This window comes from Amphritea pacifica (assembly GCF_016924145.1).
Lineage (GTDB): Bacteria > Pseudomonadota > Gammaproteobacteria > Pseudomonadales > Balneatricaceae > Amphritea > Amphritea pacifica.
Genome location: NZ_JAFFZO010000001.1, coordinates 78,917 through 99,156 on the forward strand (window position 1 = coordinate 78,917; position 20,240 = coordinate 99,156).

A 20,240-nucleotide genomic window follows, 5' to 3' on the forward strand; every position below is an offset into this window, starting at 1 on the left:
AGACTTTGAGGTAGCAAATTTCACATAGCATACTAGGGACGGTCACTATGAATGATGAAAATATCTACTCTGCTCCACAAGCAAATTTAGAACTGGACGAACAGCATGAAACGGTTCTGGCAGGACGCTGGACCCGGTTCTGGGCGGCGTTACTTGATACGATTATCATCCTCGTTGTGTTTGTTCCCACGATGTTTCTGTTAGGTCTATACGACCGGATTGAAGGTCAGCAGTTTGAATCATCAGACCTTCTCTTAAGTGCTCTGGTACTGCTGTTCTACGCACTCTTAAATGGCTATCTACTGGCCACCTCAGGCCAAACCATCGCTAAAAAAATGTTCAACATCCGGGTGGTTGATTACGATACCAATCAACTACTGCCCTTCTGGAAAATCTTTGGGGTCCGCTATCTGCCGTTATTTGTAGTGAGTCAGTTGCCCGGTATCGGACAATTCATCGGCATCGTCGACTCAGTGTTTATCTTCAGTAAAGAAAACCGCTGCCTGCATGACCAGTTGGCTAACACAAAAGTGGTAAAAGTTTAACCCTGAATCCCGCTACAAAAAAACCGCCAGATGGCGGTTTTTTTAGCTGATAAGTCGCATAGCGACGTCTGGCCAGGGGCGCAGCCGCGCACTAGCCGCTGTTTTACAACCGCATCAGAACATTCTTGATATCGGTATACTTCTCCAGTGCGTGCAGTGATTTATCACGACCATTACCGGATGCCTTCACCCCGCCAAAGGGCACGGTGGTGTCACCCTCACCCCAGGTATTCACCCACACCATGCCGCTTTCGATTTTGCGGCTGACCCGGTGAGCCCGGGACAGGTTCTGAGTCCAGACGGCTGCTCCCAGACCATAAACAGAATCATTGGCCAGCGCGATCGCTTCCTCTTCCGTTTCAAATTCACAGACCGCCAGTACCGGCCCGAAGATCTCCTCTTTAACAAAGGTCATAGCGTTATTGGCACCATCAACGATGGTAGGCTTGGCATAGAATCCTTTACCTTGCTGATAGTCTGGAAGGCCGCCCATGATCACCTTGCCACCCTCCTCCTGAGCTGAGCGGATATAACGCTCAACCGTTGCCAGTTGAGTTGCATCAACCATCGGCCCCATGGTGGTTGCCGGGTCTAACGGATCACCGGGCTGGAACCGGGCAGCGGCTTCAACCAGCGCCGCTACAAACTCCTCTTTAATACTCTTATCAACATAGAGACGGGAGCAGGCGATACAGACTTCGCCCTGATTACAAAAGATAGCCGCTGCAGAGGCGGCCGCTGCGGCTTTAATATCCGCATCAGCAAACACCAGATTGGGCGACTTACCGCCCGCTTCAAGCCAGACCCGTTTCATATTTGACTCACCGGCATAGCCCATCAGCATACCGGCCACCCGGGTCGAACCGGTAAAGGCCAGCACATTAACATCCATATGCAGCGCCAGCGCTTTACCAGCGGTATGGCCAAAGCCTGGCAGAACGTTCAGTACACCCGCCGGCATACCCGCTTCTACCGCCAGCTCGGCCAGCCGCAATGCGCTTAGCGGAGACTTTTCTGATGGTTTCAGCACCACTGAGTTGCCCGCGGCAATTGCCGGAGCGATCTTCCAGCTGACCATCAGTAGCGGATAGTTCCAAGGGGTAATTGCTCCCACTACACCCACCGGCTGATGCTGGATCATCGCCAGAGTATCATGCCCGGTCGGCGCAATCTCACCATAGACTTTATCAATGCTTTCTGCGGTCCAGCGGATACAATCGATGGCATCCGGCACATCAATATTGACCATTTCAGAGATCGACTTACCCATATCCAGAGTATCCAGCAGGGCAAACTCATCTTTGTGCTGTTCAACCAGATCGGCCCATCTGAGCATCACTTTTTTACGTTCCCGGGGGTGCATCTCAGACCATACGCCGGAGCGGAAAACTTCACGGGCATTAGCAACGGCGATATTCACATCGGCAACATCACAACTGGATACATCCACAAGCAACTTCTCGGTAGCCGGATTGATACAGGGGAACGTCTCTCCACTCACCGCAGACTGAAATCCACCATTAATATAAGCCTGATGATGCAAATTCAGAGTCTTGCTCAGGGCTTGCCATTCAGAATAGCTTTTCATCGGTTCTCTTCTCCAGAATCTCTTGTTTGCTGACAGAAACGGACTAACAGACTCAGCGCTGTCTGCCATACAGGTTTACTGACAGTATATTCCCTCCCGTTTGAGTTCCTCTATATGTATCAGGGGGTAGTTGAATGAACAGCAGCAGAGCACTTCGCAATACAGATAACCTGACCGCTTACCCTCAATAAACTACCTCCAAAGGCATACCCTCTGCTGGGTATATCCTCTGATGCCGTGATTTGCAGATAATCAAGATCCATAAAAATTATTACAGGAAAAATCGATGAAGAAGATTTTGACAGGCCTGGCCGCCGCAATGGCCCTGACATCGACAGTTCAGGCTGCTGACGTTACTGGCACCGTTTCATTTACCAATGATTACCGTTTCCGCGGTATTTCACAGTCTGCGGGAGATCCCGCTGTTCAGGGCAGCCTGGATGCAGCTTTTGACAATGGCGTTTATGCCGGCATCTGGGGTAGCAATGTCGACTTTGAAGACGATGCAAAGCTGGAGATCGATTACTACGTTGGCTTTGCCAATGATATCAATGATGATCTGAGCTACGACGTTTCCTACGGGTTTTATACCTACCCCGGCTATAACACTGACGCGGAGTATGGTGAGCTGGCGCTGGCGCTGTATTACGGTGATCTGGGCTTTACCATGGCTTACTCTGACGATTTCTTCAATACTGGCGAGTCCGCTCAGTACTACAGTGTGGATTACAGCTATGGCATCACTGATGCGGTCAGCCTGGATCTTCATGCGGGTTACAGCACCGGGGATTACTGGGGCAAAGCCGATATTAACGACTATCAGGACTACTCTGTCGGTATCTCTGGTTCTGCTATCGGTCTGGATCTGTCAGCGGCGTATCTGTTTAACAGCATCGATAATGCTGATGAGATTGATAAAGGTGCATTCCGTAATGACAACACGCTGTTAGTAAGCGTATCACGCACGTTCTAAGCGGAACTAAAACTCAATCAGGCACGTACAGATATCCCCCTTCTGCTGCCTGATACGGGCCACACAGAATATTCGGTGTGGCCTTTTTTATTCATCTGTCAGGGCGTAAAATCCTGCTTTAATCTTCTGGTTCCGAGGCACGGATGTCAATCGCTCTACTCTCCCTGTTTATTCCCACGTTTTTCTTTGTATCGATCACTCCCGGCATGTGCATGACCCTGGCGCTTAGCCTGGGCATGTCGATCGGTGTACGCCGCAGCCTGCACATGATGTGGGGCGAACTGATCGGTGTTGGCCTGGTGGCCGCAGCAGCCGCCGTTGGTGTTGCTGCACTGATGTTGCAGTTTCCCGAAGCGTTTATCTTTCTTAAGCTGGGAGGGGGAGCTTATCTCGGCTGGCTGGGTGTACAGATGTGGCAGTCGAAAGGCAAACTGGTGATGCCAGAACCCGGAGCAGCCGTAAAACAGCAGGGCAACCTGCAGCTGGCCCTTAATGGTTTTATAACGGCCATCGCCAACCCTAAAGGCTGGGCCTTCTTTGTCACACTGCTGCCCCCCTTTCTTGACCAGCAGCAGCCGCTGGCACCGCAGCTATTGATGCTGATCGCCATGATTTTGCTATTAGAGTTCAGCTGTTTACTGATCTACGCCAGCGGCGGAAAAGCGCTGCGTCATCTGTTGCTGGACCGGGGTAATGTCAAACTGATGAACCGGATTGCCGGGTCACTGATGATCGCTGTGGGAATCTGGCTGGCAGTCGGCTGACAAGCGGTTCAGTGTGGCACTGAGAAACGGCGTGGCTGGGGCCACAGTTCCAGTACTGACATAAAGCCATCATCGTCCCGATATAACGTAAAGTATTCCATTGCCAACACATCCCACACCATATGGGTTGCGAAAGTCGGTGGTAAGCGGTATTGTCCGCCGCCGATGGGCTCCGGCTGATAACTATTATCCGGCGGGTTTATTAACAGGTTTGCCAGCTCACTGGCACTCCAGCTGTAATACTGCTTCGGCATCCCATAGGCATCGGCGATCCAGCCCTCCCGGAAAGAGGGGTTGATCAGTGACAACAAATGACAATCTGAGCTTCCCTCAATGCAATAACATTGCTTGTCCAGATCGACAATGTAGTTTTGTGAGCCGAAATGGCCATCAGATGCACAGCCTGTAAGGCAAAGCAGTAACAAAAAACCACTGGCACCGTATCTCATAATCTGTAGCATAACGGTTAGTCCCTTATCTATAAGTTAAAGATTAGCGTCCTTTGATCGATAAACAAATATGAAGCAAAAAAATAGCGCCACGTTTACCAACCGAAATCCAGTCTCCAAAGCATCGGCTACACAAAACATTAAGGAGCGTCTATGAGTCCTGCTGAAAAGTTTACTTACCAGACACTGGAGAACCGTACAAAAGCGCTGGCAATCGCCCTTGGTTTCAGGGATCAGTCAACACTGGAGCATTCAGACCGGGTACAGACCCTGGCAGTCGAACTGGCCAAAGCGGTGGGCCTTTGCGAAGGCCAGATCAGCGCTTTACGCATCAGTTCCAGGTTTCACGATATCGGTAAAATCGGCATCCCCGACCGCATCCTCATGAAGCCGGGAAAACTGGATCAGGATGACTGGGATGTTATGCATACACATCCTGCCATTGGCGAACAGATTGTGCTCTCCACAGAGCTGGATGGTGCCTCACAAACCGCACATATTATTCGCCATCATCATGAATGTTTTGATGGCAGCGGCTATCCCGATAAACTGGCTGGTGAAGACATTCCTGTCGGCGCCCGAATTATCGGCATCGTTGACAGTTATGATGCCATGGCCTACACCCGCTCATATCATATGGGCCGTGGTCACTCAGCCATTATTGATCAGATAAACAGGGAATCAGGCAGCAAGCACGACCCCTATCTGCTGAAACACTTCTGCCGTATTATCGAAACAAGTGACAACCGGGTAAAATAATATTCATTTGCCGCACCTTAAAAACCATATTAGGCTGAAGGGTATCCTTCTATGAGGCCGCCCATTATGTCTTCTAACACACCGCGTTCTAAACACCTGCAGACCCTTTTAACAACAGCGACACTGGCGCTGACGCTGACCTTTGCCCCACTGATCACCCAACAACTCTCTGGGTTTAATCTTGGAAATCAGGCCATCGCCAAGGGCGGAGACGGCGGCGGCAATGGCGGTGGAAACGGCGGTGGAAACGGCGGTGGAAACGGCGGCGGCAATAGCGGCGGCAATGGTAATTCAGCCAGCAGTAGTCACGGCAATGGGTATGCATTTGGCCATGACAACAACGGCCCGGGAAAGTCAGCGACAGCAGGCAGTAACGGCCTCGGACATGGAAAAGGGCTGGGCAATAATCAAAAGTCGGTGGCTGCCAGTCTGGGCAGACTTAATGCTGCCCACGCCTCGGCAACGGCCAGAAGCCATGCTGCCCCCAACTCAGCAGTGGGCCTGATTGCCCAGTACGAAGCAACTGTTGCTGCGGCCAGAACAGCGGCAACTGAAGAGGAGCGCGCGGCCCTGGAACAGGAGGCCATGAACTTTCTGGGTCAGGCTGCGAACAGAGAACTGAATGAAGAGGTGATATCTGCAGTGAACGATCTGTTAGGTATAGCCCCTGAAACCGAGACTGCCCCCGATGCTGATAACGAGCAGGACAACGAAACACCGGACGATAATAGCGGAGCCTCAACAACCGGCACAGACTCACAGGTGTGAGGTTAAAAGTCCCTGATCAGTTGTAGATTCTGCCAGTTAATCTCCAGATCACTCAATAACAGCTCCTGGCGGCTGAAACGCCGGTAAGCATAGCTGGTTTTAACTCCCCAGATGCCATCGGGTGTCCCGGAATCATAGCCCAGTTGCTGCAATCTGAGTTGCAAAAACAGGGTGGTTGAACGATCCACACGACCGCCATTGTACGCCATAATCCGCGTCATATACTGGCGGGAAGACGGACTGCTCAGTGAGTACATCCGATTTTTCAACTCGGTAGCCAGTGGTACGCCTCGCTTTTCTGCCTGCGAAAACCAGTACCAGGCTGCCGCCGGGCTTTGCGGCAACCCCAACCCCCGCGCATAGACCACGCCCAGATCAAAAATAGCCTGTTGATGCCCCAGATCCGCCGCACGACTTAACAGAAAACCGGCCCAGAGTCGGTTTTTGTCCACGCCTCGTCCATTCATATAGAGCACCCCCAGTTGATAGAGTGCCCCGGGATGATCTTTCCGGGCTGCCAGATCCAGCCAGTGAGCAGCCTCGGTGAAGCTGGTTTCAACGCCTCTGCCTGTCAGATATGACATCCCTGCCATATAGGCCCCTTCAGCAGAGCCATTCATAGCAGCTTCCCTGAACAGGGTGACGCCCTGCCGGTAATCCTGTTCAGTGCCTCTGCCCTGAGTGACATCCAGCCCCTGACTGAATGTCTGCTTTGCAGCCTGGGGGTTATCCTTTACTCCGGCCAGGTCTGTAAAAGTGGCGCAACCTGGCAGCAGCATTGCCACTACGAGAACAGCCAGCCAACTATCGGTTCGTTTCAAGTCGTAAACCATTGCGCCCCCCTGTATATATTACAGTCAGTATAGGCGAAGCCCGGTCACTACTGATAACGAATTGGTTAATCCGGAATCAATTCTCCCACTACCGAAACAACAGGTTTAACCCCGGCCCAGATATCCAGTGCCATATCTTCCGGCTCTTCGTTAGGCCCGCCGACTCTAATCTTGGCTGACACCTCCTCTATTGGAAAAGCAAACACGGCCGTCGCCTTCATCTCAATATCATTTGGCGGACGGGCTTCCGCTGAACGGCCAGGACTGTATTTATCCAGCATCGCATCAAGCGCTTGTCGTTTTTCCCGGGGGTCTTCCACTAACCGTCCTTTTGCATACACTACGACCGATCGAAAATTCACCGAGTGATGGTACGCTGAACGCGCAAATACCAGTCCATCCAGCAAAAACAGCGTAATGCAGGCGGTTTCACCTTTCATCACCTGTTGAAACAGACCGTTTTTAACTGACCCATGCAGAAACAGTTCATTGCCTATCCGCCAGTGAGAGGTGGGTTGCACCATCGCCTGACCATCGCGACTGACACCGATATTACACACCCAGGCCTCATCAAGAATGCTGTAGATGGTATCCCGGTCATAGTTGGCGATTTTACGCCCCCGTTTCACCCGGGTGCGCTCAGTCACTTTAATCTCACTCATCTTTCGTCCTTTGCTCTCAATGGTAGGTTTGAAAGTCACAGGTTAGCCGTTATAGTGGATCTTATTAAGACCCAATTTATAGACATCCTTAAGGCCCAATTTGAAACAGTATCTGCCCCATAAAACACCCCACTCAGAACGCTTTACCCCGTTTTTGGAACAGGGGAAAACCCAGCGGCCGCTCTATCGGGGGTTATTTAACTATATCCAGCAACGGATTCTGTCCGCCGAACTGCCCGCAGGGAGCCGTCTGCCCTCCAGTCGGGAGCTGGCTGACCTGCTGAGCCTCTCCCGCAATACCGTAAAGCAGGTTTATGAGATGCTTCAGGCCGAGGGCTATATCGAAACCCGTCATGGCGATGGCAGCTATGTTTCCCCCCAACTCACACTGTCCCGCAGGACAACACAGCGGTCCCCTGGCCCGCACACCCGACCGATCAGGCTCTCAGCCAAAAGCGAACAGCTGGAGCAGATCCGGCCACTTTACCAGCAGCACAAGCAGCAACTGCTGCTCCCCGCAGTACCCGCGCTGGATCAGTTTCCCTGGCAGCAGTGGCAACGTTCGGTGACTCACGCCAGCAGGGGGATGAAGTTTCATACTGAACGTGATTTTATGGGCGAAGCCGCCCTGCGCACTGAGATCGCAGCCTATCTCACAGCGACCCGTGGCATTCATTGCGATATGCGACAGGTGATGATCTGCTCCGGTTCGCAACAGGGGATGCAACTGGCTTTTTCCATGCTTCTTAATCCTGGCGACAGGGTTCTGGTGGAGGACCCTGGCTTTCCGGGTATCGACGGTGCCATCAGCAACGCTGGCGGGATTAAGCTTTCCATTCCCATTGACCGTAACGGCTTTCGTACCGATATCGCCCTGCACCACCAGCAGGACGCCCGGCTCGCCTTTATCACCCCGTCACGCAACTTCCCAATGGGTTATACCCTGAGCCTTGAACGGCGCCTGCAACTGCTTGAGTGGGCCCGGAAACAGGGCTGTTGCATTATCGAAGATGACTACGACAGTGAGTTCCGCTTTGACGGCCCGCCCCTCACCGCACTTCAGGGGCTGGATGGCGAACACAGCGTGATCTACTCCGGCACTTTCAGCCGCATTCTCCACCCGGCTATGCGACTGGCATACCTGGTTCTGCCGCCGGCACTGGTAGACCCATTCAACCGCATGCGCGGGTTTATGGATGGTGGTTTATCAGCGCTACCTCAACTGGCGCTGGCAGACTTTATGGCCCGGGGAATATTCTCAAGTCACCTCAGACGGATGCGTAAACTCTATAAAACCCGACGCAGTTACCTGTTACAGCAGGTAACACAGATCTTTAACGGTCAGCTAAGATGGGAACCCAGTGATGGCGGGATGCATGGGGTTTTTCTGCTCCCCCCTGGCATTGATGACAAAACAATTGTCGAACAGACAATGAAAGTGGGACTGGGTATCCGGCCACTGTCTTATTATTATGATAAACAACCCGCCCGCAGCGGGCTGGTTATCGGTTTTGGCGGTTATGATGAAGCCCGGATAGACGCCGGATTAGCCCTGCTGAAACCGATTCTGGAGCATCACTTGAAAAGCTAAAAAAGGCCGCACCCACGCAGGAATGCAGCCTGTATCAAGAGCAATTAAACATTCTGAAAGAGCTACTAATAGGTTCTGTTAGGAAGCCCTGTCAGAAAGCGCTATTAGAAGCTCTAGTTATTCGCAGCCATCTTATTTGCGGCCCGCACATAGAGATATTCCAGAGCCAGGGTCGCACCGGCCAGCGAGGTGATCTCGGCGTGGTCATAGGCCGGGGCAACCTCAACCACATCCATTCCCACCAGGTTCAGCCCCTGCAGGCCACGGATCACTTTCAGAGCGCAATCCATATTCATGCCACCGGCAACCGGCGTTCCCGTACCCGGCGCAAACGCGGGATCAAGCCCATCAATATCGAAACTGACATAGGTTTTTTTATCGCCAACCCGGGCATGGATACGCTCCAGAATCCCCTGAGGCCCATGATCTCCCACCCAGGCAGCGTCAAGCACCTCAAAGGGGTGCCCCTCTACATCATAGGCGGTACGGATACCGATCTGAATTGAGTGTTCCGTGTCCAGCAAACCCTCTTCAACGGCGTGATGAAACAGCGTACCGTGATCATATTTGGTGCCACCGGAATAGGTATCGGTGTGGGCATCAAAGTGGATCAGCGCCAGCGGGCCATGTTTTTTAGCATAGGCACGCAACACCGGCAGGGTAATGAAGTGATCACCACCAAAAGTCAGGGATGATTTACCCGCATCAAGGATGGCGCTGATATGCCCCTGCAGATTATCCACCATGGTCTGCGGCTCGCCATGCTTAAACAACACGTTGCCGGAATCCGCTACTTTCAGGTGATCATCCAGGGCAAACGACCAGGGCCACCGCGCCCCTTCCCATATCAGTTGGGAGGATGCCTGACGTACACCCTGCGGCCCGAAGCGGGCACCGGAACGTCCCGATGTCGCCAGATCAAAGGGGACTCCGGCAACAATGACCTCCGCATCAGAAACACTCAGATCACTCACCACCGGAAACTCCATAAAGGTCATTCCCAGTGAGCCATAGATCGGCAGATCAGCATTCGCCGTAGTACTTGATATCTCAGACATTCCTCAACCCTCAAAAATTAACTAAGACCAGCTTACTATTCACACTATAATTATTGAAATGCATAGTTATAATAACTAAATGCATAAGATTAATACCGTGAGCGAATACCAGGACCACACCGATGAAACCGCTGCGCCAGTTTGACCTGAACCTGTTACTGCTGCTGGAAGCATTGCTGACAGAGTGCCATGTCAGTCGGGCTGCAGAGCGGATGTTCCTCAGTCAGTCAGCCATGAGCCACGCCCTCAACCGGCTGAGACAGCAACTGGATGACCCGTTATTAGTGCGCTCCGGTAACGGCCTGAAGCCCACCCCCCGGGCAACCGCCATGCTGCCAGAGATTCGCCAGGCGATCCGCATGATTGAACACAGTCTCAGCCCCCCGGCACCCTTTGATCCGTCCCGTTCTGATCGCTGCTTCACCATCGCCAGCACCGACTTCTTTGAAGCGCTGATCCTGCCACCGCTGATGCAGAATCTGCAGCTCACTGCACCTGGCATCCGTATTCAGATCGAGGTTATTCGTCAGGATGGTAATCTGAAACAGCTGGAAAACCGCGAGCTGGATCTGATTGTCGGACTGGACAGCAAACAGCCGGTTGACCCGCAACTGATCAGCCGATCCTGGCACACAGAACCCCTTGCCTGTCTGATCGCGGAAGGCAATACCCAGGTGGATCAACACCTCTCTCTGGAACAGTATTGTCAGTTGAACCATGTGATATTTTCCGACCTGGCCGGAGTCACCTCAGACCAGATTGACCAGTGGCTGGCGCAACAACAACGGCGGCGAAACTTTATCGCCTGCACCGTGAACTATATGGCGGGTGCGCGCATCGTTGCTGCGACCGACGCGGTGATGACACTGCCACGACAGATGGCACTGCTGTTTGCCCAGATGCTACCGGTCAAGCTGATAACGCCTCCGCCAGGGATGCCGGAGATCGAGATGGTTAGTCTGCACCACCCGCTCTACTCCAACGATCCGGGGCTGAAGTGGCTGCTGGAACAGTTACAGCAGTAACAAAGACTGCAGCAATCCCTGATTACCCGAAACGAACAGCTGTGCTGATATGAATTTATCGTTACTGCTGCAGCATCTCGGCCCGGTGTACGTAATCCTGATACGCAGGCAGTGCAATAGCCGCCACAATACCAATAACCGGAATAATAACCAGCACCGAGACAAGCACCAGCACCAGTGCCGATGCGCCTTTGGTGTTGCCATATTTCTTAGTCCAGGACTGTTCTGAGGTACACAAAAAGACAATGCCCTCAACCAACGAGATAATGCCCGGAATCCAGGTCCAGAAAAACAGCAGATAGAAGATCCCCCACCACTGTCCCAGATAGAAACGATGAATCCCGAAGCCGCCAATAAAAATCGCTAACAGGCCAGCCGCAACTTTACTTTTCCCACCGAGATTTTGAGAAGCACTGCACTGAGGACAGCTAACAGCAGTCTTCGCTATTTTCTCGCCACACTCACGACAAAACACCGTATTTTTCTCAACGTTGGCTTCGGGAGTGCTATAAATATTACTGTCCATGTCTATTCATGTCCTTTCAGTAAAATAGAAAAATCGCCGTTAGGATATCAGTCAATGAGGCTAAACAAAAAGCGGATAAGATCAGAAAAATAGATCTGGCAACCATCAGGGCCTGACATCATATCGAGAAGAACGTCTCTTAAATCGCTCAGACAATTCGCTCAGCGAAAAATCTAAGTCTGTACTACCCGCTCCAGGTGGTTCTTTGCACTCGTTTCAAGTAATAAACGCATCTCCTCTGCCGGGATAGGCCTGCTGAATAAATAGCCCTGCCCTTCGTCGCAATGGTGACATAACAGGAATTCAAGATGATCTTTGCTCTCTATGCCTTCCGCAATGACATCGAGATTGAGGCTCTTTGACAACGAGATGATCGCCCGGGTCAGCTCTGCATCATCACGATCTTCTGGCAGATCTGAAATGAAAGACCGATCGATCTTAATCTTATTCACCGGGAATTTTTTTAAATAGGACAGAGAGGAAAAGCCGGTTCCAAAATCATCGATGGCCAAGCCAACCCCCAGGGCACTCAACTGTTTAAGCGCAATCACGGTTTGCTCCGGTTTGAGCATAGCCTGGGTTTCCGTCACCTCAAACATGATACTGGCAGGTTCAAGCTCGTAATCCAAAAAACACCTTTTTACAAACTCAATAAAGTCATCCTGATCCAGCTGAAGCATAGATAAGTTCATCGACAGAACACCGGGCTTTAAACCATCAGCTAACCATGATTTGAACTGACTCATTGAAGCACGCATCATTAGCCGATCGATATCGATAATCATGCCTGTCTCTTCCGCCAGCGGAATAAAACTATCTGGAAATATCAGCCCCTTATCAGGGTGCTGCCATCTGATCAAAGCCTCCATTCCAATAATATTCTGAGTTGAAAGCTCATATTGAGGCTGAAAGTAAACCACAAACTGATCATCATCTACTGCTTGTCTGAGCTGCCGTTCCAGTCTTACCCGCTCTAATATACGCTCTGTGAACTCCGGCTTATAAAACCGACAGGTATTTCGCCCATCCGCTTTCGCTTTATACATGGCGGCATCTGCATTCTTTAGCAGGGTATCAACATCCGCGCCATCTATGGGATACACTGCGACCCCAACGCTACAGGTCAGATAAAAGGTAAAGCGATCAAATGATATTGGCGATCTGAATAGAGAGAGTATTTTTTCGGTAATATGAAACACATCTTGTTCGTGTTTTATTGAATCAATTAAGACCGTAAATTCATCACCGCCCATTCTGGCCACAGAATCGCAATCCCAGAGGCACTCTTGTATTTTTTCCGCAACAATCTGAAGAAGCTGATCACCAACAGTATGGCCATATGAATCATTCACCTCTTTAAAACGATCTAAATCGATGAACAAAACCGCAAACGTACCATTATTTCGCTCGGCAAGCTGAACCGCATGGCTAACACGATCAACAAAGAGCAACCGGTTTGGAAGTGCCGTAAGCGAATCATGCTCAGCCTGATATTCAAGCAACAAGGTTCTCTCATCGAAGGCTCTTGCCAACCCTTCGACTTCATCATCCCCCCCCAGTGGGCTACAGCGGACATCCTGCCCTGCATGGGCCCGTGTCACCCGGGAAGAAAGCTCTAAAATCGGGGCCGTTATTCGGGTGCCGATCCAGCGGGACATGAACAAGCTCACGGATACAAGCACAAGTCCAACCATCAGAAGTACCTGCATCGCCTCTCTGACCGGGGCATTATAAATATTTTCAGGCAAGCCTATCTGCAACATGATGCCTAACTTAGAGAAAAGCGGCAGCTCCCCTCCGGCATGATAAAGGTATGATTGATAACTTATTTCAGGGTTGTAATTATGGGAGTAGATAACCAGGTCATCTTTCAGAACCCTGATGTAAGTCTGAGAGTCATCGAGAATATTTCTGGCAATAATTTTGTCCAGATCAAAACTGATGATCAGCGCTCCCTGAGTCGTCGAGTAATACTCTATCGGACTGATAACAATTAACTTTTTGTTTTTACCAACAAAAACCGATGTTTGATTCAATGCCAGAGCAACTCTTAATTGCTCAGACCGGTTATATTCAGGGATTTGATCGCCAGAATGAAACACCGGATGTCCATCAAAGTCGACCACATCCAGATACAGTACATCTTTACCTTTCATGAAATTAGAGATAAGTGGGGCAAGATAGGTATCCCGCCCCTCATCATCAATAAGCGCATTCACCATCAACTCATTCGTTGCCAATAACTCGCTGTTCTCGACAAGATAACTTAAGCGCTGTTCAATTGAGCGATTGAGGGCGGCGGTGTTATTGACAAACAGTTTTTCGGTCTGAATACCTAACTGCTTATTAACCAGAAATAATGAAACGATCAGAAGCGTTGTAAGCACCAGCAATAACAGACTGGTCACAAGAAAGATAACTTTGTGCTTTATACTGTTAAACTTAAAAAACGCTTTAACGCTCATAAGAGTCAGCCTTAGTTAACAGGGATGATTTGGCCATTGTCGCCAAACCGGGCCATGAAATAGTCTTCTTCACCCAGTGCATCATGGTGGCTATCAGTAAATGCAGAATCATATCGCTTTACCACCCCTTCATACCCTGGTAACTGTTCAAGAGCGTGAACAATATCTGCCCGATCAGTACTCCCGGACCGCTCTATCGCCAGCGCCAATAACTGCACCAGATCATAGGCCTGAGCAACTGCATGTTGTGAGTTAATCTGCTCGCCCTGCTCTAGTCCATACTCCGTTATATAAGCTTGTTTTAAATCTCTCGATTGCTTCCGCCGTGACCGGTCAAAAAGAAACGTCTGAAAAAATCGTAACTCAGCCTGACTATACAGCTTCAGCGTTGCGTCATCTTTGACTCCCCCAAGAATCCCCCAGTGGGATATAATCGGAAGCGGCTGCTCTCTCTGGGTCAGCCCCGCAATAATAACTCGCGCCTCATTTGCATTGGCAACCAGAATAACGCTGTCAGCCCCCGAACTGAATACCGGAATAAGCTCCTTGCTGTAGTCAGTTTCACCTCGGTTAAAAACAACTTCAGTGGCAGGAAGCACCCCCTTAGAGAAAAGAAAACGTTTCATATTTTTCAGGTTAGTACGGCCCCACACTGTATTTTCAACAACTATTGCCGGTTTTTTATATTCTCCTATGGCATAGTTGGCAATATATTCCGATGCCCACAAATCATTCGCTGATAGTCTGAACACGTTATTATCAGATATTCCATTTTCTGTCAGCCCCCCAGCAGCAGACCAGGGAATCAAATAAGGGATATGAGACCGACTCAGCCTCGTCAACTCCTCACCAATAATCGTCGCGTGCTTTCCTCCGACTACCGCGACCACATCAGGACGCTGAATAAAGTACTCCATATTTTCAATACTGATACTGGGGATTGTCTTATGATCAAGGACAATCATGTGCAGTTTTTTTCCCAATACCCCGCCCCGGCGATTGATCTTTTTAACTGCAAGCTGAACGCCTCTTTTAATTGCTAATCCGGAACTGGATTCTCTCGACAGGTCAGCATTAATACCGATTACCAGATGGTTTTTATCCTCAGCTGGCGGGCCATACTTATCAAAAAGAAGCTCCTCTGTTTTAGAGATCAGGGCGGTGCCAACGATACCCTCAAACTGCGAAGCAATTTTTTCAGTTTTATGCGCAAATACCGCTCGCTGCTCTTCACTGAGAAGGTGAACCCGGGTACCGGCTTGTTTGATCTTTTCAATCAGTTCTGCTTCTTTTTTCTGTGTTTCTATGCGCTCCCACGGTGTCACTTCAATGGCAGTATCCAGCAGCACTTTTTGCACATCGTAAGGCAGCCTGTTCATGGTTTTACTGCTTATCGATAGCACATACCCAAGAAAGGCATGATTGCTTAACACCAGATCACTCTGAACCTCATGAAAGCCCATACTATAGATTGCAATTAACGGATTTTCCTCACCATCAACAACCCCATCAGCAAGTGCCTGTTTTGTTGCGTGGAAGTCAATAGGGATAGGCTCTGCTCCAAAAGACCTGAACTGTTCCATAATTATTCTGCTTTTCATCACACGGATCTTTGTATTTTTAAAGTCGTCCGGTGACAGGAACGCCCGGTTTCCGGTAAAGTGTTTAAAACCATTTTCCCAGAATGCTACGCCGTGCAGTCCGATCGAATTTAAATCCTGCAATAGCATCTTTCCTGGCTCACCATCGAGCATCTCGTAGGCATCAGCTCTGGATGGAAAGAGAAATGGCAGATCTGCGTACTGCATTGATGGAACAGGTACACTCATCTTCGCTGTTGGTGTCAGAATAATGTCCAGCTCGCCCTTTCGCGCCATCTCAACCATCTGATGGTCATTTCCCAGTTGCTGGGCAGGGTAAACCTCAATAACGACTTTGCCCTGAGTCTTCTGATTAACGATCTGAGCAAACTTCAGAGATGCCTTATGCAGTGCGCTGTCTTCAGGCGTGTTATGACCAAACCTGAGCACAACAGCTGGCTGACGGGGAGCATCAGCTTTCACATTAACCGCTTGTTGCTCGCCAAACGAAAGTAACAGAAACAAAATAACAAGCGGGAGAACAACCCCGGCAATCAGTAGAAAACGTTTCATAAACTATCCTGTTAAACGAGCGGTACACATTACAACCTCCATACCCACATATAGTAGATGGGTTTATTCCTGTTAACTAGTCTGACCTTATCCCCATCTCCAAAAGAGTCGGTTATTCATGCGTTATGGGGAGGATATGCGGGTGCTTATCGGCGTCGATTAATATTAACTTGTTAAGCATTCCCGCTTTGCAATAGCGTGAGAATATTGCCCGCCGGGTCTTTAAAATGAGCAAGAGCGCCGCCCCAGGACTGCTGTTTTGGTGCTGAAGTAAACTCGACACCTTTACTCTTTAATTCTTCATACACCATTGAAAGGTCATCAACTTCTAACGAAAGACCGATGAAGCGCCCCACCAAAGCGTTTGATTCCTGGTCATTTATATCAAGCTTTTCGATAGCGAGTGAAAGACCGTCCACATCGAATTCAGCCCAGCCTGTATCCTCATTGCCGAGCTTAAGTGGAAGACCGATGGTATCTTTATAGAAGGATAAGCATTTAGAATAGTTGTAACAGAAAACTCTCTGCGCATAAGCTTTACATTTCATTGCTGATTCCACTCGGATTCTTAACGTCGCGCTCTGCGGAAATTTTGGAGCGTAGCGGAAAAATTTTCCGGCAGCAGCGCATTGTTATACGATTGTTCACCCAAGAACTTGTATCCGGCTAGATTTGTTTCCCTCAAATTTAATGCCCCAGCCATTCTTCCATCTATCATAAGCGGACTCGAAGCTTTTGTGAGATTTGTCAATTTCCTGACCACTAGAAATCATCTTGTCAATTTCCACTTGAATTTCTCTTTTAGATCCAGAAAGGCGGGCATTAAAAACAGCGAACTCAAACATTATTCTTTCGTGGTCTTCTGACCTATAAAGCTGTTCTTGACGATAAAGGAGAACTTCCATCAGCCTATCTTTATTTCCTTTTGGCATTCGAGCACCAAAAATAATACCCACTAATTGCGTTGGCTCATAATAAAACAATCGTTCTAGCGAGCTTAATTCTATATTTTCACCAAAAACCCAAGACATTTTAGGAGATATTGAAACTCTTACTTCCTGTTCATAACCCCAAGAAATATGCTTGTGCAAAAACTGTTCAGCTTGTGATGTTACTAGATTAATTCTTTCTTCTTCCGGGAGATCCCCTCCTACAACCGCCACAGGGAGCCTATGAAATCCGCATAGGGGCTTAACTTCCTCTTGATAAATAACCTCTTGGAAGCTGAAACTTTCAGGTAATCCGTAATTACTATTTGGAGCGATTCCATTAGGTGTTTTTCGGCTAATAGAGCGTTTTTGGAGAGGAGGATATTGCCTTAGCTTCCCATCAATGGGCTTAAATATAAGGCTATAGCCTTGGTGTTGTGAGGCATAGTGCGACCACATTAAAGGATCGTTATCTGCTTTTGAGAAACAGGCAAAATAACTTGGTTCTGGTTTGTAAATTTGCAAAATCTGGGTAAAACAAGCCGCTAGACTTTGAGATAAAGTAAAGTCTTTTAATACTTCAAAGCACAACTGTGATATATCTAGCAGCAATGCCTCGTCATAGGTCAGGGGACACAAGGACGAAATCTTGCCCGCTATCTCCTTTATTTGCAGGCCACTTACATTGTTATTACCTATCTCGCTTACAAGTAAATTTACGAGACTCTCCCAGTAATCTAGGCGACCAGAAAACTCATAGAACCCTTTGCTGTCATAAGGGTCATTACACTCTTCCGTTGAAGCAAGAAACAGCTCACTGTACATGAGTTCCTTGATACTTAATTCAGAAAATGGCCTGTAACGATAGTACAAACTTTTAATCCTCTAATTCTGATTTCATGACCCAGCTATTTTGCGTATAACGCCTTGCACTGCGGCGAGCGTAGCGAGTCCGGCAGCCGGAGGCTGCGAACTGCTGCAACTTGTTAAATACGAACAGGCACAAGCTCTTCACCTATTTCATCCAAGGCAGCCACAATAATCTCAGAGTGTTTAATTATGTTGTCCATTAATTCAATGTATTCATCAATTTTCTGCCCCTTACTTATAAATGGAGTAGACTCTTCATCAAAGTCATGAACAAGCCAGTTTCGATTTTTTTTAAGCAATACAATTCCATCGAATATTTTACTATCTAGAGGGGCATCTTTTTCAATAGCATTTACAATATGGCCCATAGGCTTAGATAAATATGAATCAATAGAATCTCTTGCTTTTTCTTCCGACCAGCCACTGCGTTTTATGTGAAACACAGAATAATAAAATGATAAGCCATATTGGACTTTTTGCCCCATCATCAAAGCCAGCCCGACACGCTCGCATAAGGTTCGAAATTTCTCAGGTTCATCCATAGTATTTAACAGCTAAATATACGACAACGGTTTTGGGGAAAGACGACAGCCTGTCGTCTATCTGCAGAGATGCGACAAAATGAGCCTTAATAAGAGTCATTTTCATTCATTGTCCTTAAACCGGTTGGCACTTGATCCTTAGTGTCTCAATACTTACACAGATTTCCCCCCTGTGAAATACTGTTTCTATTCACAGTACAGGGATCTCCATCATAAGTTCTCCGGTTATTGCTCTGTCGCGACAATGATCTCTGCACTGCCCTGCGCCATAAACAGGTTGCTCATTTCACATCGGTTTTAGTATGGGTTTAGTCCGTGGGACATTGCTCGATAAACCGGCCATCACGCGAACACTGTGAAGGCCGGCTCTGCCATTAAGACCTGAAATCTAAAGCTGATACCTTGTTACCTATCCTCTTGGGACTCAGCTTCATCCCGGGCATGCTCGGCGGCCCAGGTGCCTGCCGCTTCCACCGCCACCGGTGAGGCGGTGGGGAGTACAGAGAGGTAGCTTTCGGTCTCCTCCACCGGCACAACGGAACGCTTACTCATGTGATACAGCGCATACAGTGCATAGAGCGCGATGGCAGCGAAAGTGGCACACAGCACCAGCCAGAAGGTGAACGGGCCAAACGTTTCCATCCCCCAGCCGGTTAACAGCGGGCCGGCGATAGCGCCCAGCCCGAAGGTGAAAACCAGTCCCCCGGAGGCCGCTGGCATATCCTCTGCATCAAGATAATCATTGGTATAGGCCAGCAACAGAGCATACAACGGCGTTGTCACCCCTCCGGCGAAGAAGGCGGCCGCCATCAGCGACCACAGAGCGCCACCGGTAAACCATCCCAGCAAGCAGGATACAACACCAATAAAGGCCGCCCCGCAGATCAGTTTGCGCCGGTCTATGCGGTCAGAAAGCCAGCCGATGGGGTATTGCAGTACCAGTGCTCCGGCGAACAGCATCGCCACAAACAGCGAGATCTGTATCGCTGTCAGCCCGATCTGGGTGCCAAGGATCGCGGCCATACCCGATTGGGTGGCATAGACGATGCCCAGCAGAAATATACCCACGGTGCCCAGCGGTGAGCCCCTGAAAAGATCACGCAGGGACATCGGTCGCGCGACCTCGGCCGCAGGGACTGAGGTCGCCGACAGAAGGATAGGCGCAAACGATACCGATACCAGAATTGAGGCGCCAATGAAAAGCACGGAGGTGCCCGCATCACCCAGCGTCAGTAACCCCTGCGCACCAATGATACCCAGCGTCTGCGCGATCATGTAGGCCGACAGTACCGAACCACGGGTTTCATTGGTGGCAGCGTTATTCAGCCAGCTTTCGGCGGTGACATAGACGCCCGACATACAAAAGCCGATCAGCACCCGCAGCACGGTCCAGGCCCAGGGATCGGTTAATAGCGGGAATGTAATCAACGCCGCTGACATGAAACTGCCCAGCGCCGCAAAGACGCGCACATGCCCCACCCGCCGGATCATCAGCGGCGAGATACGTGCACCCGACAGAAAACCCATGAAATAACCCGAGGTGACGATGGCCAGCTCGAGGGCTGAAAACCCCTCGATGCCACCCCGCAGGCCGATAAGAGTGAAGTGCATGCCGTTGCCCAGCATAATGAACACGATGCCGAGTAGCAGAGGCCAGACCCTGGAGATTACTTGAAACATGTATCGACCTTACTAAATATGGTGATTCGGTTTCGGTTATAAAAAACGTCAGAGAGGCAC

Annotated in this window: 19 protein-coding genes; 7 read left to right on the plus strand and 12 right to left on the minus strand. The window is 49.7% G+C overall.

Annotation, left to right across the window (positions count from 1 at the left end):
• The first annotated feature begins 47 nt into the window (after positions 1 to 47).
• Positions 48 to 545 (plus strand): RDD family protein, encoded by a 498-nt coding sequence (locus JW499_RS00345; RefSeq protein ID WP_205208713.1) that lies wholly within the window; start codon positions 48 to 50, stop codon positions 543 to 545.
• Between the two features lie 103 nt (positions 546 to 648).
• On the opposite strand, the gene JW499_RS00350 is transcribed toward JW499_RS00345, so the two are convergent.
• Positions 649 to 2,133, minus strand: coding sequence for an aldehyde dehydrogenase (locus JW499_RS00350; protein WP_205208714.1), 1,485 nt, complete (start codon positions 2,131 to 2,133; stop codon positions 649 to 651).
• A gap of 286 nt (positions 2,134 to 2,419) precedes the next feature.
• Between JW499_RS00350 and JW499_RS00355 the strand changes: the two genes are divergently transcribed.
• A complete protein-coding gene (locus tag JW499_RS00355) occupies positions 2,420 to 3,106 on the plus strand; it encodes a TorF family putative porin (protein ID WP_205208715.1) in 687 nt (228 codons plus the stop codon).
• A gap of 143 nt (positions 3,107 to 3,249) precedes the next feature.
• Complete coding sequence (locus JW499_RS00360; protein ID WP_205208716.1) at positions 3,250 to 3,870, plus strand: LysE family translocator; 621 nt, start codon at positions 3,250 to 3,252, stop codon at positions 3,868 to 3,870.
• An 8-nt stretch (positions 3,871 to 3,878) separates the two neighbouring features.
• Here JW499_RS00360 and JW499_RS00365 read toward each other — a convergent pair whose 3' ends face one another.
• Positions 3,879 to 4,331, minus strand: a complete 453-nt coding sequence (locus JW499_RS00365) for a hypothetical protein (protein ID WP_205208717.1) — start codon at positions 4,329 to 4,331, stop codon at positions 3,879 to 3,881.
• A gap of 141 nt (positions 4,332 to 4,472) precedes the next feature.
• On the opposite strand from JW499_RS00365, the gene JW499_RS00370 reads away from it, so the two are divergent.
• Both JW499_RS00370 and JW499_RS00375 read left to right on the plus strand, forming a co-directional pair.
• Positions 4,473 to 5,078, plus strand: coding sequence for an HD-GYP domain-containing protein (locus JW499_RS00370; RefSeq protein WP_205208718.1), 606 nt, complete (start codon positions 4,473 to 4,475; stop codon positions 5,076 to 5,078).
• A gap of 66 nt (positions 5,079 to 5,144) precedes the next feature.
• Complete coding sequence (locus JW499_RS00375; protein ID WP_205208719.1) at positions 5,145 to 5,846, plus strand: hypothetical protein; 702 nt, start codon at positions 5,145 to 5,147, stop codon at positions 5,844 to 5,846.
• Between the two features lie 2 nt (positions 5,847 to 5,848).
• Here JW499_RS00375 and JW499_RS00380 read toward each other — a convergent pair whose 3' ends face one another.
• Entirely contained in the window at positions 5,849 to 6,679 is an 831-nt protein-coding gene (locus JW499_RS00380; protein WP_205208720.1) for a tetratricopeptide repeat protein, read from the minus strand.
• Positions 6,680 to 6,744: 65 nt separating this feature from the next.
• Positions 6,745 to 7,341 carry a pyridoxamine 5'-phosphate oxidase family protein gene (locus tag JW499_RS00385; RefSeq protein ID WP_205208721.1) on the minus strand — a complete coding sequence of 199 codons (597 nt, stop codon included), beginning with the start codon at positions 7,339 to 7,341 and terminating at the stop codon, positions 6,745 to 6,747.
• 100 nt (positions 7,342 to 7,441) lie between these two features.
• Between JW499_RS00385 and pdxR the strand changes: the two genes are divergently transcribed.
• Complete coding sequence (gene pdxR / locus JW499_RS00390) at positions 7,442 to 8,932, plus strand: MocR-like pyridoxine biosynthesis transcription factor PdxR (RefSeq protein WP_205208722.1); 1,491 nt, start codon at positions 7,442 to 7,444, stop codon at positions 8,930 to 8,932.
• A 113-nt stretch (positions 8,933 to 9,045) separates the two neighbouring features.
• On the opposite strand, the gene speB is transcribed toward pdxR, so the two are convergent.
• The gene (speB, locus tag JW499_RS00395) at positions 9,046 to 9,990 is read right to left on the minus strand and encodes an agmatinase (protein WP_205208723.1); all 945 of its coding nucleotides are present in this window, start codon (positions 9,988 to 9,990) and stop codon (positions 9,046 to 9,048) included.
• A gap of 122 nt (positions 9,991 to 10,112) precedes the next feature.
• Here speB and JW499_RS00400 point away from each other — a divergent pair, with 122 nt between their 5' ends.
• Positions 10,113 to 11,015, plus strand: coding sequence for a LysR family transcriptional regulator (locus tag JW499_RS00400; RefSeq protein ID WP_205208724.1), 903 nt, complete (start codon positions 10,113 to 10,115; stop codon positions 11,013 to 11,015).
• Positions 11,016 to 11,076: 61 nt separating this feature from the next.
• On the opposite strand, the gene JW499_RS00405 is transcribed toward JW499_RS00400, so the two are convergent.
• From JW499_RS00405 to JW499_RS00435, 7 genes are all read right to left on the minus strand, one after another.
• Positions 11,077 to 11,541 carry an NINE protein gene (locus JW499_RS00405; protein WP_205208725.1) on the minus strand — a complete coding sequence of 155 codons (465 nt, stop codon included), beginning with the start codon at positions 11,539 to 11,541 and terminating at the stop codon, positions 11,077 to 11,079.
• Positions 11,542 to 11,714: 173 nt separating this feature from the next.
• The gene (locus tag JW499_RS00410) at positions 11,715 to 14,006 is read right to left on the minus strand and encodes a bifunctional diguanylate cyclase/phosphodiesterase (RefSeq protein WP_205208726.1); all 2,292 of its coding nucleotides are present in this window, start codon (positions 14,004 to 14,006) and stop codon (positions 11,715 to 11,717) included.
• Positions 14,007 to 14,017: 11 nt separating this feature from the next.
• Positions 14,018 to 16,159, minus strand: a complete 2,142-nt coding sequence (locus JW499_RS00415) for a DctP family TRAP transporter solute-binding subunit (RefSeq protein WP_205208727.1) — start codon at positions 16,157 to 16,159, stop codon at positions 14,018 to 14,020.
• 173 nt (positions 16,160 to 16,332) lie between these two features.
• The gene (locus tag JW499_RS00420) at positions 16,333 to 16,707 is read right to left on the minus strand and encodes a VOC family protein (protein WP_205208728.1); all 375 of its coding nucleotides are present in this window, start codon (positions 16,705 to 16,707) and stop codon (positions 16,333 to 16,335) included.
• 96 nt (positions 16,708 to 16,803) lie between these two features.
• On the minus strand, positions 16,804 to 17,961 hold the full coding sequence (locus JW499_RS00425) for a DUF2971 domain-containing protein (RefSeq protein WP_205208729.1): 1,158 nt from the start codon (positions 17,959 to 17,961) through the stop codon (positions 16,804 to 16,806).
• Positions 17,962 to 18,074: 113 nt separating this feature from the next.
• Positions 18,075 to 18,500 (minus strand): hypothetical protein, encoded by a 426-nt coding sequence (locus tag JW499_RS00430; protein ID WP_205208730.1) that lies wholly within the window; start codon positions 18,498 to 18,500, stop codon positions 18,075 to 18,077.
• A 405-nt stretch (positions 18,501 to 18,905) separates the two neighbouring features.
• Entirely contained in the window at positions 18,906 to 20,180 is a 1,275-nt protein-coding gene (locus tag JW499_RS00435; protein ID WP_205208731.1) for an MFS transporter, read from the minus strand.
• Positions 20,181 to 20,240: the final 60 nt, after the last annotated feature.